The 16,749-nt window shown below is 67.8% G+C and carries 9 protein-coding genes and 2 pseudogenes; 6 read left to right on the top strand and 5 right to left on the bottom strand.

Annotation, left to right across the window (positions count from 1 at the left end):
• Nucleotides 1-1,284, top strand: a 1,284-nt coding sequence (locus V6M56_RS16690) for an aldehyde dehydrogenase family protein (protein ID WP_332685279.1), incomplete at its 5' end; no start/stop codon positions are given.
• Between the two features lie 103 nt (nucleotides 1,285-1,387).
• On the opposite strand, the gene V6M56_RS16685 is transcribed toward V6M56_RS16690, so the two are convergent.
• The 5 genes from V6M56_RS16685 to V6M56_RS16665 form a co-directional block, all read right to left on the bottom strand.
• Entirely contained in the window at nucleotides 1,388-2,251 is an 864-nt protein-coding gene (locus V6M56_RS16685; protein ID WP_332685278.1) for a DUF1176 domain-containing protein, read from the bottom strand.
• Nucleotides 2,248-4,272 carry a hypothetical protein gene (locus V6M56_RS16680; RefSeq protein WP_332685277.1) on the bottom strand — a complete coding sequence of 675 codons (2,025 nt, stop codon included), beginning with the start codon at nucleotides 4,270-4,272 and terminating at the stop codon, nucleotides 2,248-2,250. Before V6M56_RS16680 ends, V6M56_RS16685 begins: the two co-directional genes overlap by 4 nt.
• Before the next feature lie 189 nt (nucleotides 4,273-4,461).
• Nucleotides 4,462-5,340: a transglutaminase family protein gene (locus tag V6M56_RS16675; RefSeq protein WP_332685276.1), complete on the bottom strand. Its 879-nt coding sequence runs from the start codon at nucleotides 5,338-5,340 to the stop codon at nucleotides 4,462-4,464.
• A gap of 10 nt (nucleotides 5,341-5,350) precedes the next feature.
• Nucleotides 5,351-7,870: a circularly permuted type 2 ATP-grasp protein gene (locus V6M56_RS16670; RefSeq protein WP_332685275.1), complete on the bottom strand. Its 2,520-nt coding sequence runs from the start codon at nucleotides 7,868-7,870 to the stop codon at nucleotides 5,351-5,353.
• 9 nt (nucleotides 7,871-7,879) lie between these two features.
• Nucleotides 7,880-11,344 carry a transglutaminase family protein gene (locus V6M56_RS16665; protein ID WP_332685274.1) on the bottom strand — a complete coding sequence of 1,155 codons (3,465 nt, stop codon included), beginning with the start codon at nucleotides 11,342-11,344 and terminating at the stop codon, nucleotides 7,880-7,882.
• Nucleotides 11,345-11,595: 251 nt separating this feature from the next.
• Between V6M56_RS16665 and V6M56_RS16660 the strand changes: the two genes are divergently transcribed.
• The 5 genes and pseudogenes from V6M56_RS16660 to ygfZ form a co-directional block, all read left to right on the top strand.
• A complete protein-coding gene (locus V6M56_RS16660) occupies nucleotides 11,596-13,185 on the top strand; it encodes an ABC transporter substrate-binding protein (protein ID WP_332685273.1) in 1,590 nt (529 codons plus the stop codon).
• Between the two features lie 260 nt (nucleotides 13,186-13,445).
• Nucleotides 13,446-14,513 (top strand): ABC transporter permease, encoded by a 1,068-nt coding sequence (locus V6M56_RS16655; RefSeq protein ID WP_332685272.1) that lies wholly within the window; start codon nucleotides 13,446-13,448, stop codon nucleotides 14,511-14,513.
• Nucleotides 14,514-14,524: 11 nt separating this feature from the next.
• The gene (gene nikC, locus V6M56_RS16650; RefSeq protein WP_332685271.1) at nucleotides 14,525-15,436 is read left to right on the top strand and encodes a nickel transporter permease; all 912 of its coding nucleotides are present in this window, start codon (nucleotides 14,525-14,527) and stop codon (nucleotides 15,434-15,436) included.
• 5 nt (nucleotides 15,437-15,441) lie between these two features.
• Nucleotides 15,442-16,293: pseudogene (locus V6M56_RS16645) on the top strand (ABC transporter ATP-binding protein); the annotation flags it as partial.
• A gap of 3 nt (nucleotides 16,294-16,296) precedes the next feature.
• Nucleotides 16,297-16,620, top strand: a pseudogene (gene ygfZ, locus V6M56_RS16640) (CAF17-like 4Fe-4S cluster assembly/insertion protein YgfZ); the annotation flags it as partial.
• Nucleotides 16,621-16,749: the final 129 nt, after the last annotated feature.

Raw genomic sequence — 16,749 nt, 5'->3', positions numbered from 1 at the left:
CCGGCCTGGAGCCGCACCACGCCGCAGGAGCGCTACGAGATCCTGAAGAAGGCCTCCGACGAGATCCTCGCCCGCAAGGAGGAACTCGGCCGCCTGCTTTCGCGCGAGGAGGGCAAGACCCTGGCCGAGGGCATCGGCGAAGCCGGCCGGGCCGGCCAGATCTTCGCCTTCTTCGCCGGTGAATGCCTGCGCCTCGGCGGCGAGAGCATCGCCTCGGTCCGCCCCGGCGTCGGCGTCGAGATGACCCGCGAGCCGGTCGGCATCGTCGGCATGATCACGCCCTGGAACTTCCCGATCGCGATCCCGGCCTGGAAGATCGCGCCGGCGCTGGCCTATGGCAATTGCGTCGTGATCAAGCCGGCCGATCTGGTGCCCGGCTCGGCCTGGGCTCTGGTCGACATCGTCCAGCGCGCCGGCCTGCCCAAGGGCGTGCTCAACCTGGTGATGGGCCGCGGCTCGGTCGTCGGCCAGGCGCTGCTCGAGCACAAGGACATCCACGCCATCAGCTTCACCGGCTCGGTCTCGACCGGGCGCAAGGTCGCGGCCGCCTGCATCGCCGGCAACCCGATGAAGAAGGTGCAGCTCGAGATGGGCGGCAAGAACCCGCTCGTGGTGCTCGACGACGCCGACCTCAAGACCGCGGTCGAGGCCGCCGTCACCGGCGCCTTCTTCTCGACCGGCCAGCGCTGCACCGCCTCCTCGCGGCTGATCGTCCAGGCCGGCATCCATGACCGGTTCGTCGAGGCTTCGATCGAGCGCCTCAAGGGCCTCGTCGTCGACGATGCGCTGAAGAGCGGCACCCATATCGGCCCGGTGGTCGACCAGAGCCAGCTCGACCAGGACCTGAAATACATCCAGATCGCCCGCGACGAGGGCGCCAAGCTCGCCTGGGGCGGCGAGCTCCTGAACCGCGAGACGCCCGGCTTCTACCTCCAGCCGGCGCTGTTCACCGAGACCACCAACGCCATGCGCATCTCGCGCGAGGAGGTCTTCGGCCCGGTCGCCAACGTCGTCCGCGTCAAGGACTATGACGAGGCGCTCAGCCTCGCCAACGACACCGAGTTCGGCCTCTCGGCCGGCATCTGCACCACCTCGCTGAAGCATGCGACGCATTTCAAGCGCAACAGCGAGGCCGGCATGGTGATGGTCAACCTCGCCACCGCGGGCGTCGACTATCATGTGCCGTTCGGCGGCCGGAAGGGCTCGAGCTACGGCCCGCGCGAGCAGGGCGCCTACGCCAAGGAGTTCTACACCACGGTGAAGACCGCCTACACGCTGGCCTGAGCCATCGCGCGTTGAGGGGGAGCGGATGCTCCCCCTCCATCACGCGCCGTCATTCCGGACAAGCCGCGGCCGTTGGAGAAGAGGCAGAAAACTCTCCTTTCCTCTACCCGACGGCCGGGCAGCGTCGGAAAGTCATGCGTGCGCCGTCCGAGAACGTCTTGACGAACCTGTCCGGCCCCTCCCAGAGGATGCGGGTGACGAAAGGCCGGCCGATTGCGGCAGGGTCGCCTATTCCGACGTCGACCTTCTGCGCGATTTCGGTCAGCCGATCGCTCTGCAGCCTCCAGGTTCCGCTCGCCCCCGGACCGGCGTAGATTCCGTCGGAAGAATAGCGGACGGGTTCACCGCTATCGCACCCGCTCGGAAAGCGGACTCCTTTCTGGAGCGCGAGCCAAACTCCCACCAGCCTGCCATTGGCCGCCTTGCCCGGCGGGGAAGGCGCACTGTCCTGAGAACCGCTGCACACGGTCGCGGGCATCACGCCTGCCGCCCCCTTGAGCGAAAAGCTCGCTCGCCTTCCGTCCTCGGTTGCGACGTCCAGCCTGCGCCCGCTCCGCAACATTCCCCAGAGCCGAGTGAAGTCGTCGCTCGGCATGTCGCGAAGACCGGAAGAAGATAAAACGGTCCGGCCGTCTATGGTGAACTCGACGCGACCATGTTCGGGAAGTTCCTTGTCCTCGATCAGCACGTCGATGGAGGGTGGTCTATCGGCGCCCGCTCCAGCACTGCAGCTGATTTCGAGGAGGCTGCGAGCTCTGCGGCCCGGCGTGGCAGTCGTGTAGAGAGCGTATCCCTGATGGAACAGCTCCTGCCAATCACCGGAGCGCTTGGTGACCTGCGGCGCTGAAACCGCCGGTGTCGCTGCATGAACGGCCAGAGCCACTCCCCATGACGCGAGCCAAAGCATCGCGCTTCTGGCCTCGACCTTCCGGAGGAACCGCGGGCTCCGCATGCGGCCCATGATCATGGTTCCTTGGGAGCAGTCCGCGACAACCGCGCCAGCACACCGCTTTCCGCGTTGATGCGGAAATCGGTGTTTGCCTGCCCCGTGGAAGTGACGGGTATCTGCAATACGATGGCAGTGTTGTTGACCGCAAAGACCTTTCGTCTCGTGTAGGAATCCACGAGCCATGAAAAGCTTATGACGAGCGGCGCGCGGTATTCCCGGGCGCGACCCGAGCCTTCGTAGGTCTTTCCGTCCGATGCCTTGCATGAAATCGGAAAATCGTTGGGCCTTGTCCTGATGCCCCGGCGAATGGTGCAACGGAGCGTCTCGGTTTTATCCTGAAGGGACAATTCCAGGTTGTAGGTCCCTTCGAGAGGAAAGCGGGCGATGATGTCCGCGACGGCTTCCAGGGTCAGTTCGCTTTCGTCCTTCTTCGATATCCAGTGCATGGCCCACTGGCGGCTGTCCTTGCCCTCCAGGCAGGCCTGCGCCCCGCATGTGCCGACCTCGTAGGTGAGCTGCAGGCGCGGCTCCCATTGAACCTTGATCTGGCCTTGCGAGATTTCACCGACGGCCTTGTAGTCGGTCTTGCCGGCCTTGCAGTTGAATTCGACGCGCGTTTGATCGGTCTGCTTCAGGGTGCACTGCCCCGCCTGAAGGCTTCCCGGCCTTGGGATGCCGAAGCTGTTGACCGAAAAATTGGAGAATACCGAGAAATCGAAACTGCCATCGAGCGGGAACCCGGCCAGTTTCCTGACCCGTTCAGCCGTGTGGACAGCTTCGTCCTCGGCCTGACGGCGCGTTACTTGTTCGGACCGGAGAGCGACGTTGGGGGCAACCGCCTGGATGCCGAGATGCGCCAGTTGAGTTCGGTAGCGACCGTGAATGCCGGACGCCTCGGCGAGCGATGCCGGGCACCACGTCCTTGCCTCTCCGATCTGCAGCAAAGGATGGGATGAGGACCGTTTCAGCAAATTGGCCGGATCGGAGGCCGGGGCTGTCGGCTTCGTGCCGTACCAATAGGTTGCATCGCCCACGAGCCCGCGAGCCTGTCCCGCATAATGGCATTTGAGCAGTGGCAGGCGATGGTCGAAGCTCATCTCCGACAGGTCTTCACACTCCCGCAGGCTGATCTCGTCGGGGCGATGGCCGGGATCGAAGCAATTGCTTTTCCCGGGCGCGATATCGCTCCAATGAAACCATTTGACGGTGATCTGTTCGAGCGTACCCGCACGCTGCTTCTGCATGCGGAATTTGACTTCCTGCGTGTTCGGCGCGCCGAGCGCCTCGAGAACCGCATCGGTCGGCGGACGCTCCGGGGCGAAATCATCCGGAACCCGCCCGTATACGACGATGGCAGAGGTCGCATGCCGCGTATATTCGGGGATGATTGCTCCGGCGGCGCGCGCCTCCTGGACTTTCACCTGACGCTCGACGGTTTCATAATCTTCATCGAGACAGGGCTGGTAGAACTGTGAGGCATCCCAGCATTGGCCGCCAGGCACCTTGGCCGCATCCGCGGTGCACACACCGGCTTGGCTCTCGTAACTGCGCAGGCAGTTGAGATACTGATCGACCTTCTGCTGGCATAATCCGGAGCGTTGAGAAACCCAGGGCTGCCGCACGATCTGACATTCCTGGGCGCGCTCTTCCTGCGAACGCCTTGGAGCCAGCGGCATTCTGATGCCGAGAGCCTGCGCAACGATCGGCGGCATGCCGACGGCTACGAACACGCCGCCGGCGAAGTCGTGGAACTCATTTTCGACGCGCTGCCATTTGTCGAGTTCCGCTTGCGCGGTGCCGCACCCACCGCACCGCTCCAGTTCTCGCTTGGCTGCTGCAATCTTCTCGCGCCAGAGCCGCCGTTCGCTTTGATAATCGCTATAGCTTCGCGCCGCCTTGCCCGTGGCTTTTCCCATTTCGTGCCAGAACAGGAATTCGGCGAGCCTGTCGGCGCTCGACTCACTGGGCAGACCGACAGCGAGGACCGCTGTCGTGACGAACACCAGGCGCAAACGCCAACCTGAAAGGCGGAAGGACATGGCTCCCTCCTTTAGCGGTGAACTGGCTGGATCAGTGTACCAAGGCACCCTTCGGCGGACATGGGCTAAAAGGTGGTAGAAACCCGGCCCGGATGGGCGTGTGCGCCAAGTTCTGCAGGCAGGTCGGCTTTGCGCTGGTCATGCGGCTTGTCTGAGGGCGGCCTTCTTGCGCTCTCTGGGAAAGCCGCTCTATCCGACCGGGATGACGTCGACCTCGACCTCGAGCTTCTGGCTGCCCGGCCCGACCAGCACCCCGTCGAGCGGCGAGACGTCGGCATAGTCGCGGCCGGTGGCAGCGATGATGTGGTCGTCGCCGACGATCAGGTCGTTGGTCGGGTCGAGGCCGATCCAGCCGGTCTCCGGCCCGCACCAGATCATCACCCAGGCATGGGTGGCATCGGCGCCTTCGAGGCGGGCCTGGCCCGGCGGCGGGATGGTGCGCAGATAGCCGCTGACATAGGCCGCCGGCAGGCCAAGGCCGCGCAGGCCGGCGATCATGATATGGGCGAAGTCCTGGCAGACGCCGTGGCGCTGCTCGAACGCCTCGCGGATCGGCGTCGAGACCTCGGTCGCCTCGGGATCGTAGGTGAAGTCGCGGCGGACCCGGCCCATCAGCTCGCAGGCCGCCTCGAACACCGGGCGCCGCGCCTGGAAGCTCTCCTGCGCATAGGCGGTGATCTCGGCGACGGCCGGCGCCAGCCGGCTCGGATAGAGATATTGCGCCGGCGAATCCGGGGCGAGGCTCTGGGCCCGCAGCGCCAGCGCCGCCGCTTCCTCCCAATGGCGCGTCAGCGCCGGGAACGGCGTCGCGGCGCGGTTGACCTCGACCCGCGACACGGTCTCGATCCGCAATTCGCGATGCGGCCTGGCGATGGTCAGCCTGGTGGTGCGGTTGCCGAAGAAGCAGATGCCGTCCTGGCGCTCGCTGGCGCGCGGCGTCACGCTGAGCCGGCTCGCGACGACGTGCTGGCCGTCGCCCTCGCGCGGCAGCACGCGCAGGATGCAGCGCGCGAACGGCACTGGCCGAGCATAGGCATAGCTCGTGAGGTGGCGGATGTCGTAGATCACCGGGCGGCCATCATGCGAGCCGCGTCATCCGCGAACCTTCCGGATGCACGTTCTGCAGGAAATAGCGGTCGGCGACGGCGTTCGACAGCCCCATCAGCAATTGCTCGAACAGCAGGATGCTGGCGCGGTCGAGCCGGCCGGCCTCGGCGGTGCGGCATTCGGCGGCCAGCCGCAGCGCCAGCCGGCGCGGCTCCTCCAGCATGCCGTCATCGCTGAGCGGGGGCAAAGCGGCGATCTCCTCGTCGAGCCGCTCGACCTGGAAGGCGACCGAACGCGGATTGTAGGGATCGAGCATGACAAGATCGAGCACCGGCTGCAGCGAGGGGCCGAGCAGATAGCGCGAGCGGTAGGTGATCTGCGAATCCGTCAGGTCGAGCAGGGCGTCGAGGCAGTTTCCGGGCGCGGCGCTTTCGGCGAAATGCCTGGCATAGCGGCAGGTGGTGACGCCGCGCTCGATCCGCCGGCCGATATCGAGGAAGCGCCAGCCGGCACCGCGCACCATGTTCTCCTGGGAGAGGCCGGAGAAGGCGGCGAGCGACTTCAGCGCGCTGTCGGCGACCTCGAAGGCCTCGCCCTCGCTCGACGGCTCGCGCGGGCCGGCGAGCTGCCGCTGCAGGTCGCCGAACAGCCGCCAGGCCTCGACCGAGAGCCGCTCGCGGATGACCGAGGCGGTCCGGCGCGCCTCGCGCACCGAGGCCGCGGCCGAGGCGTATTCGTCGAGGTCGTAAAGGGCGCTGCTCGCCTGGCTTGCGACCGCGCGTCCCCGGCCGGTGGGCGCGGCGCCCCAGGCGACCAGCAGGTTGGCGAGGCGCTTGATCGTCTCGCCATGGCCCGGCGCCTGGTCGTCGGCGTTGATCAGCCGGCCGAGCAGGGCGCGCACCAGCCTGAGCGTCGCCTCCGTCCGCTCCAGATAGCGCCCGAGCCAGAACAGGTTGTCGGCGGCGCGGCTCGGCAGGACGCCGACGATGCGGTGGATCGCGATCCGGTCGGGGCTCGGCAGCAGCGTCACCGGCTCGACCGGCTGGTCCGAGGTCACCCAGACGTCGCTGGAGCGCACGCCGCTGCGCATCGTCACCGCCCGCGCATCGGTTTCGTCGGAGATGCGGCAGAGGCCGCCGGGCATCACCTGCCAGCCATCGGGCGTCGCCGCGGCGAAGACGCGCAAGGTCATCGGCCGCGGCTCGAGCCGGCCGCCCTGCAGCACCGGCATGGTCGAGAGCCGCACGACCTCCTGGCCGACATGGTCGAGCCCGCGCTGCGCGATCGCGGCGCGCAGCTTCTCGCGCCCGGCGCGGTCGAGATCGGCGACCAGCACCGGCAGGTCGTCGAGCCCGTCGCCGGCGGCGCGGAAGGCCGGCGCGACGCTCATCTCGTCCAGCCGGTCGAGCACGATCGCGCGCTCGCGCGGCTGGCCGCACCACCAGGTCGCGATATTGGGCAGGATGAGGTCCTCGCCGAGCACTTCCTGCGCCAGCGCCGGCATGAAACCCATCAGGGCCCGGGCCTCGACCACGCCCGAGCCGAGGCCGTTGGCGAGGACGACATTGTCCTGGCGGATCGCCTCGATCAGCCCGGGCACGCCGAGCGCGGAGGCGGCGTTGAGCTCGAGCGGATCGGCGAAATCGCCGTCGATGCGGCGCCAGATCACGTCTGCGCGCTTGAAGCCGCCGATGGTGCGCACATGCACCAGCCCGTCGCGCATCACGAGATCGCCGCCCTCGACCAGGAGGAAGCCGAGATAGCGCGCGAGATAGGCCTGCTCGAAATAGCTCTCGTTGAGCTGGCCCGGCGTCAGCAGGCAGATGCGCGGCTCGGTGCGCTTGGCGCGGGCGACGAGCCCGGCGCGGAAACCCTGGAAGAAGGCGGCGAGGCGCTCGACATTCATCGTCCGGAACAGGTCCGGGAAGGCGCGGCCGATGGCGAGCCGGTTCTCCAGCGCATAGCCGGCGCCGGACGGCGCCTGCGTGCGGTCGCGGAGCACCCACCAGCGCCCGTCCGGCCCGCGCCCGAGATCGGCGGCGTAGATCTGGAGCTGCGCGCCGCCGGGCGCGCCGTGGAGCGGGCGCAGATAGTCGGGGCTGCCGGTGATGGCGGCTGCGGGCAGGGCGCCGCCGGCGATCAGCTTGCCCGGTCCGTAGACGTCGGAAAGGACGGCGTCGAGCAGGCGCGCGCGCTGGGCGACGCCGGCGGCGATCGCCTGCCATTCGACGCCGCTGATGACGAGGGGGACATGGTTGAGCGGCCAGGCGCGCTCGCCGGCGAGCGGATCGCTGGCGTCGCCATCGCCATGGACGCGATAGGAGACGCCGGTGTCGCGGACATGGCGGTCGGCGAGGCCGAAGCGGCGCTGCAATTCGTCGGCGGAGAGCCCGGCCCATTCGGCCAGGAACGGTTCCCATTGCGGGTAGACCGAGCCGTCCGGCGCCATGAATTCGTCATAGGCCCCCGGTAGCGGGCGATAGCCCGCCAGCAGCGCATTGCGGCGTTCGCCCCGCGTCCGTGCCGAGTTCAACCTGCCCTGCAGCGCCATGGCGCTACTTCAAACCCCGATCGGGCGACGCAGGTCGAGGGTCATCGGAAACTCCGGATTGCGCTCTTCGGCGGGAATCGCGAGCGGACCGGGACTATGGCCGATCGCCTCGAAACGGGCGAGTCTTCTCGCCTCCGCCTCGTAGGAATTCACCGGCGGCGTCTCGTAGTTGCGCCCGCCCGGATGGGCGACATGGTAGACGCAGCCGCCGAGCGAGCGCCCGGCCCAGCTGTCGACGATGTCGAAGGTCAGCGGCGTGTGCACCGGAATCGTCGGATGCAGGCCCGAGGCCGGCTGCCAGGCCTTGAAGCGCAGGCCGGCGATGCTCTCCCCGGTGGTGATCGTCGGCGTCATCGGCAGGCGCCTGCCATTGCAGGTGACGATGTGCCGGCCCGGCACCAGCCCGGTCGCCTTGACCTGCAGCCGCTCGACCGAGCTGTCGACATAGCGCACCGTGCCGCCGATCGCCCCTTCCTCGCCCATCACATGCCATGGCTCGAGCGCCTGCCTGAGCTCGAGCTCGACGCCGCCTTGGCTGACCTTGCCGAAGAAGGGGAAGCGGAATTCCTGCTGCGCGGCGAACCATGCCGGGTCGAAGGCATAGCCCGCGCGCGCAAGGTCTTCGAGCACCTCGCGGAAATCCTGCGCCACCATGTCCGGCAGCATGAAGCGGTCATGCAGGGCGGCGCCCCAGCGCACCAGGCTGCCGGCCTGCGGCTCGCGCCAGAACCAGGCGACCAGCGCCCGGATCAGCAATTGCTGGGCGAGCGACATGCGCGCATCGGGCGGCATCTCGAAGGAGCGGAACTCGATCAGCCCGAGCCGCCCGGTCGGTCCGTCCGGCGAATAGAGCTTGTCGATGCAGATCTCGGTGCGGTGGGTGTTGCCCGAGACGTCGACCAAAAGGTTGCGATAGAGCCGGTCGACCAGCCAGAGCGGGATCGCCGGCTCGCCCGGCCCCGGCGTCTGCGCCAGCGCGATCTCGAGCTCGTAGAGCTGGTCGTGGCGCGCCTCGTCGATGCGCGGCGCCTGGCTGGTCGGGCCGATGAACAGGCCGGAGAACAGATAGGACAGGCAGGGGTGGCGCTGCCAGTAGAGCACGATGCTCTTCAAAAGGTCGGGCCGGCGCAGGAACGGGCTGTCGGCCGGCGTGGCGCCGCCGAGCACGACATGGTTGCCGCCGCCGGTGCCGGTATGGCGGCCGTCGACCATGAACTTCTCGGCGCAGAGCCGCGACTGCCAGGCTTCCTCATAGACGCCGCGCGTGATCGCCACGGCCTCCGCCCAGTTCTTCGCCGGATGGACGTTGACCTCGATCACGCCGGGATCGGGCGTCACCTTGATGACGGAAAGGCGCGGATCATGCGGCGGCGCATAGCCCTCGATATGGACCGGCTGGCCGCTGGCCTCAGCCACCTCCTCGATGCTGGCGATCAGGTCGAGATAATCCTCGAGCCGCTCGACCGGCGGCAGGAAGACGCAGAGCACGCCGTCGCGGACCTCGATGCTGAGCGCGGTGCGCACGGCCTCGGCGTCGAGGTCCTGCTCGACGATGTCCTGGCGCGTCGGCTCGGCGCCCGCGACCAGGCGCGATGGCTGGACCGGGGGACGGGCTCCCCCTTCCAAGCCCTCGTCCCGAGGAGCCGCGCCGCCGGGCGCGGCGTCTCGAAGGGCGTTCGCCGAGGCTCCGGAACCTCCTGGAGCATCCTTCGAGACGCCGCTTTGCGGCTCCTCAGGATGGGGGCTGGAGAAAGGCAGCGGCCCGCGCGGCTCCAGCGGATCCTGCGGGTGTATATGGGGATAGGCCTCGGGCGGCAGATGCGGCAGCGAGCCCAGCGGCAGACGGTAGCCGACCGGCGAATCCCCCGGCACCAGGAAGAGCCTGCCGCGCCTGAGCTTCCATTTCTCCGAGCGCCAGCGCCGGTCCTCCGCCGCCGCCTGCCAGCGCTGCACCGGGATGACATAGCCGCTCGGCTTGTCGAGACCGCGCTCGAAAACCCGCACCATCCGGGCGCGCTCCTCGGGATCGGAGAGTTTCGGGTCGAGCGGGTCGACATTGGCGGGGAGCTGGCCCTCCTTGACCAGCCAGTGGCCGGTATCCTCATAGGCCGGCAGGACATGGTCGGAGCCGATGCCGAGCCGCTCGGCGAGCCCGGCGGCCAGCGTCTCGACGGCCGCGGTCGGCGGCGCGACCTCATGCTCGCGATCCTCGCCGGTGGCGGCGCCGGGCTCGCGGGCGATCAGCGCCGCATTGCGCCAGATCGGCGCGCCATCCTGGCGCCAGTACAGCGCGAAGGCCCAGCGCGGCAGGCTCTCGCCCGGATACCATTTGCCCTGGCCGTAATGCAGCATGCCGCCGGGCGCGAAACGCTGGCGCAGCCGCCGGATCAGCTCGTCGGCGCGCTGGCGCTTGCTGGGGCCGACGGCGGCGGTGTTCCATTCCTCGCCGCTCTGGTCGTCGATCGAGACGAAGGTCGGCTCGCCGCCCATGGTCAGGCGGACGTCCTGGGCCTGGAGATCGGCCTCGACCTGCCCGCCCAGCGCATCGAGCCGCGTCCAGGATTCGTCGGAGAAGGGCAGGGTGATGCGCGGCGCCTCATGCACCCGCGCCACGCTCATCTCGAAATTGAAATCGGTCTCGGCATAGCTCGCGACGCCGCTGACCGGCGCGGCCGAGCGGAAATGCGGCGTCGCCGCCAGCGGCAGATGACCCTCGCCGGTGAGCAGGCCGGAGGTCGGGTCGAGCCCGATCCAGCCGGCGCCGGGGATATAGGCCTCGGCCCAGGCATGCAGGTCGGTGAAGTCCTTGTCGGTGCCGCGCGGCCCTTCGAGCGGGTCGATATCGGCCTTCATCTGGATCAGGTAGCCGGAGACGAAGCGGGCGGCGAGGCCGAGCCGGCGCAGAATCTGGACCAGGAGCCAGCTGGTGTCGCGGCAGGAGCCGGATTTCAGCGCCAGCGTCTGCTCCGGTTCCTGCACGCCGGGCTCCATCCTGATGCCATAGGCGATCAGCCGCTGCAGGCGGGCGTTGAGGTCGACGATGAAGTTGACCGTGCTGACCTGATCGCGCGGCACCGTCGCGACGAACGCGCTGAGCAGCGGCCCGGCGGCTTCCGTGACGAGATAGGGCGCGAGCTCGGCCTGGAGCTCCTCGGGATAGGCGAAGGGGAAGGTCTCCGCCTCGGCGGCGACGAAGAAGTCGAACGGGTTGATGATCGAGAGCTCGGTGACGAGGTCGACCTCGATGCGGAATTCGCGGACCGGCTCGGGGAAGACGTAGCGCGCGAGCCAGTTGCCGTTCGGGTCCTGCTGCCAGTTCACGAAGTGCTGCGCCGGCGTCACCCTGAGCGAATAGCTCCTGATCGCCGAGCGGCAATGCGGGGCGGGGCGGAGCCGGATGATCTGCGGGCCGAGCGTGACCGGCCGGTCATAGCGGTAATGGGTGACGTGATGCAGTGCAGCGATGATGGCCAAGGGCGGGCGCCTGCTTCGGGTTCGCCGGGCCGGGTGGCCTGACCCCGCTCACGATAATCGGGGAGCGGGCCGGAGCAAGCGGCTTGTTGCGCAAGAATGCGCCGGGAACTCAAGCCGTTGCGCAAGAAACATGCAGTGCGCGGGGGGCTTGGCGGAGCGAATGCGACCTGCTGGACACGGCCGCGATCTGGTTCCAGATTGCGGCCCAACGGACGCCTCAGCGCCCGCAAGACAACATAATGGGGATTTCCATGCGTCATGTCGCAAAACTGATGGCGGCTTCCGCTTTCGCCGTGCTGATGGCCTCGACCGTCCAGGCCCAGACGCCGAAGGACACCATCGTCATGGCCAAGCAGATCGACGACATCATCACGCTCGATCCGGGCGAGGCCTTCGAGTTCTCCGGCGTCGAGGTCGGCGCCAATGTCTACGACAAGCTGATCGGCGTCGACCTGAAGAACGGCAACGCGCTGGTCGGCGAGCTCGCCCAGAGCTGGACGGTCAGCCCCGACAACCTGACCTACACCTTCAAGCTGCGGCCCGGCGTCAAGTTCCACTCCGGCAACCCGCTGACCGCCGCCGACGTCGTCTATTCCTTCCAGCGCGCGGTGACGATGAACAAGTCGCCGGGCTTCATCCTGACCCAGTTCGGCCTCGACAAGGACAGCGTGCTGGAGAAGGTCAAGGCGGCCGACGATCTCACCGTCGTGGTGACCGTCTCGAAGCCGTTCGCGCCGACCTTCTTCCTCAACTGCCTGACCTCCGGCGTCGCCTCGATCGTCGATTCCAAGCTGGTCAAGGCCAATGCGAAGGATGGCGACTGGGGCAATGGCTGGCTCAAGCTGAACTCGGCGGGCTCCGGCGCCTACAAGGTCCGCGCCTACCGCCCGAACGAGCAATATGCGCTCGAGGCCAATGAGGGCTGGTACAAGGGCGCGCCGAAGACCAAGCGGATCATCGTCCGCCATGTCGCCGAGCCGGCGTCGCAGCGCCTGCTGCTCGAGAAGGGCGACATCGACATCGCCCGCAACCTGTCGAAGGACCAGCTTGCCGCCGTCAAGGGCAATGCCAATATCGAGATCGTCCAGGGCGACAAGGGCTACATCCTCTATCTCGGCCTGAACCAGAAGAACCCGAACCTCGCCAAGCCCGAGGTGCGCGAGGCGCTGAAATGGCTGGTCGACTACGACTCGATCGAGCGCAACATCGTCGAGGGCACCTATAAGGGCCACGAGGCCTTCCTGCCCAAGGGCTTCCTCGGCGCGATCGACGACAAGCCCTACAAGCTCGACCCGGCCAAGGCCAAGGAGCTGCTCGCCAAGGCCGGCCTGCCGAATGGCTTTTCCGTCACCATGGATGTCCGCTCGGTCAATCCGATCACCGACATCGCCCAGGCGATCCAGTCGAGCTGGGCCCAGGCCGGCATCAAGCTCGAGCTGATCCCGGGCGACGGCAAGCAGACCCTGACCAAGTACCGCGCCCGCACCCACGACATCTATATCGGCCAGTGGGGGCCGGATTATCTCGACCCGCACACCAATGCCGAGACCTTCGCCATCAACGAGAACAATGGCGAGGACGCCAAGTCGAAGACGCTCGCCTGGCGCAATGCCTGGGACATCCCGGAGATGACCAAGGTCACCCAGGCGAACGTGCTGGAAAGCGACGCCGCCAAGCGCGCCGCCGTCTATGGCGACCTGCAGCGTGAGCACCAGAAGGTCTCGCCCTTCGTCATCATGTTCCAGCAGGTCGAGGTCTCGGCCGGGCGCAAGGGCATCAGCGGCTGGGTGATCGGACCGACCTCCGACACCAATTTCTACGCCCCGATCGTCAAGAACTGAGGCGCTCGCCTCATGAACCCGCTGCAGCCCTTCGCAAGGCTGCGGCGGGTTTTTGCAATGCCGTCCAGCGCCACCGAAAGATTGTTCGAGATCCCCTTCAGCCCTCATCCTGAGGAGCCGCGCAGCGGCGTCTCGAAGGATGCTCCAGGAGGCTCCGGAACCATCTGGAGCATCCTTCGAGACGCAGCCTGAAGGCTGCTCCTCAGGATCAGGGCTGAGATTCTCAAACGAGCGCAAGAACAAGAAGAACGGAGCCGCCGATGGTCTCGATCGCCGTACCGACGCCGCCTGCCCGCCCGGGCGCCGGCGGCCGCGCCTTGCGCTGGAGCCGGATTCTCGGCCGGGAGCTGACCACGGTCGCGATCACCATCTTCGGCCTGCTGCTCGTCACCTTCCTGATCGCCCGCGTCATGCCGATCGACCCGGTCCTCGCCGTGGTCGGCGACCGTGCGCCCGCCGATGTCTACGACAAGGCGAGGCTCGAGCTCGGCCTCGACAAGCCGCTCTGGCAGCAATTCGCGATCTATATCGGCAAGGTCTTCACCGGCGATCTCGGCACCTCGGTGCTGACCGCGCAGAAGGTCACCGACGATATCAGGACCGTCTTTCCGGCGACGCTGGAGCTGGCGACGCTCGGCACCCTGATCGGCGCCGCCTTCGGCATCCCGCTCGGCGTGCTCGCCGCCGTCAACCAGGGCCGCTGGATCGACCAGGTCGCCCGCGTGGTTGGCCTTGTCGGGTACTCCATCCCCGTTTTCTGGCTCGGCCTGATGGGGCTTTTGCTGTTCTACGCCAAGCTCGACTGGGTCGCCGGGCCGGGCCGGATCTCGATCGCCTGGCAGGATTTCGTCACCCCCGTCACCGGCGTCATCATGCTGGACGCCGCCATGCAGGGCGAATGGGAGGCGTTCTGGGACGCGTTCTCGCATCTCATCCTGCCGGCCTCGGTGCTCGGCCTGCTCTCGGTCGCCTATATCAGCCGCATGACCCGCAGCTTCATGATCAACGAGCTGCAGCAGCAATATATCGTCGCCGCCAGGGTCAAGGGGCTGTCGGAATGGCGCGTCGTCTGCGGGCACGCGCTGCGCAACGCCGTGGTGCCGCTGGTGACGGTGATCGCGCTCTCCTACATGCACCTGCTCGAGGGCTCGGTGCTGACCGAGACGATCTTCGCCTGGCCGGGGCTCGGGCGCTATCTCACCAATTCGCTGCTCAACGCCGACATGAACGCGGTGCTCGGCGGCACTTTGGTGATCGGCGCCGTCTTCATCGGCGTCAACCTGCTCTCCGACATCATCGGCCGCCTGGCCGATCCGCGCGCACGCTGAGGAGGCGGGTGATGAGCGATCAGACCGCCTCCGACCTGTCCTGGCACGACTGGCTGACCACGACCTCGCCCCACTCGCGCCGCCAGGCCCGGCTCGGCCAGCTCTACCGGCAATGGCTCGCCTTCCGGAAGAACCCTGCCGCCATGGCCGGGCTCGCCATCGTCGTCGCGCTCCTGCTGGTTGCCGCCTTCGCGCCGCTGATCGCGCCGCATGACCCGCTGGCCCAGGCGCTCGACAAGCGGCTGCTGCCGCCCTCGGGCGTCAACTGGTTCGGCACGGATTCGCTCGGCCGCGACATCTTCAGCCGCATCGTCTGGGGCGCGCGGGTCACGCTCGTCATCGTCATGCTGGTGGTGATCACCGTCGGGCCGCTCGGTCTGCTGATCGGCTGCGCCGCCGGCTATCTCGGCGGCTGGGTCGATGTCGTGCTGATGCGGATCACCGATGTCTTCCTCGCCTTCCCGCGGCTGGTGCTGGCGCTCGCCTTCGTCGCGGCGCTCGGGCCGGGGCTGGAGAACGCGGTGATCGCCATCGCCTTCACCGCCTGGCCGCCCTATGCGCGGGTGGCGCGGGCCGAGACGATGATCATCCGCAATGCCGACTACATCGCCGCGATCCGGCTGCAGGGCGCGAGCCAGGCGCGGATCGTGCTGAAGCATGTCGTGCCGATGTGCATGCCCTCGCTGATCGTCCGCACCACGCTCGACATGGCCGGCATCATCCTCACCGCCGCCGGCCTCGGCTTCCTCGGCCTCGGCGCCCAGCCGCCGATCCCGGAATGGGGCGCGATGATCTCGGCCGGCCGCGAGCAGATCTTCGACCAGTGGTGGGTCGCGACCTTCCCGGGCCTCGCCATCTGCATCGTCGCGCTCGGCTTCAACCTGCTTGGCGACGGCCTGCGCGACGTGCTGGACGCGAGGTGAGGGCGATGCAAGCTCCGGCGAACACAGACCAGCAGCCGCTGCTCGAACTCGACAATCTGCGCGTCGATTTCCACACCCCGACCGGCACCGTCAACGCGGTGCGCGGGCTCTCCTTCACGCTTCAGCGCGAGCGCCTCGGCATTGTCGGCGAGTCGGGCTCGGGCAAGTCGATGACCGGCCGCGCCATCCTCGACCTGATCCCGCATCCGGGCGTGGTTGCGGCCGACCGGATGACCTATCGCGGCCAGGATTTGCTGACGATGGACAAGGCGAGCCGCCGCAAGCTGCGCGGCCGCCATATCTCGATGGTGATGCAGGACCCGAAATTCTCGCTGAACCCGGTCCAGACCGTCGGCGACCAGATCGCCGAGGCCTATCGCGTGCATCACAAGGCCAGCGGCCGGGAGGCGAGGGAGCGCAGCCTTGCCATGCTCGAAGCGGTGCAGATCCGCGAGCCTTCCCGCGTCTACGGGCTCTATCCGCACGAGGTCTCGGGCGGCATGGGCCAGCGCGTCATGATCGCGATGATGCTGATCGCCGAGCCCGACATCCTGATCGCCGACGAGCCGACCTCGGCGCTCGACGTCACCGTGCAGCTCCAGATCCTCAAGATCCTCGACGACCTCGTCACCAGCCGCGGCATGGGGCTGATCTTCATCAGCCACGATCTGCATCTGGTGAAGTCGTTTTGCGACCGCGTCATCGTCATGTATGGCGGCAAGGCGATGGAGACCCTCCCGGCCGGGGAGCTCGAAGCGGCGCGGCACCCCTATACGCGCGGCCTGCTCGGCTGCCTGCCCGATCTCGGCCATCGCTGGCTCGCGCCGGCCGATGATGCCGCCGAGGGCTGGCGCGCGCACCGCCTGTCGCTCGGAGTGACCGAAGGCGTCGCCGAGCTGGGCTCGGACAAGACCCTGTGGCTCGAGGCCAACGCCGCCGAGCTCAGCGGGGTGAGCTTCACCAAGGGCTGCTATGTCGGCCAGGAAAATACCGCGCGGATGAACTACCGCTCGAAGGTCAACCGGCGGCTGGTGGTGGTGCCGCTCGCCGCCGCGGACGAAAAGCGCCAGCGCATCGCCTATCCCGAGCTCGGCCTGTCGGTCGAGCATCGCCGGATCGAAGATCTGGGCGAGGCGTTCATTCCGCCTTGGCTCGCCGCCGCGCTTGCGGCGCAGCCCGCTTGACACGGAGGACCGCGATGAAGCTCATGCCCCACGCCGCTCTGCTTGGCCTCGCCGCGCTATCCGCCTGCGCGCCCCCCGCGGCGCAGCTGTCGCAAGGCCGCCAGAGCGCGCCGAGCACCTTCGTCACCG

Origin of the sequence: Allobosea sp. (genome assembly GCF_036675845.1) — a bacterium.
Classification (GTDB): domain Bacteria; phylum Pseudomonadota; class Alphaproteobacteria; order Rhizobiales; family Beijerinckiaceae; genus Allobosea.
Note: the sequence above shows the minus strand (reverse complement) of the source record. Positions and strands in the feature narration are given on the sequence as shown.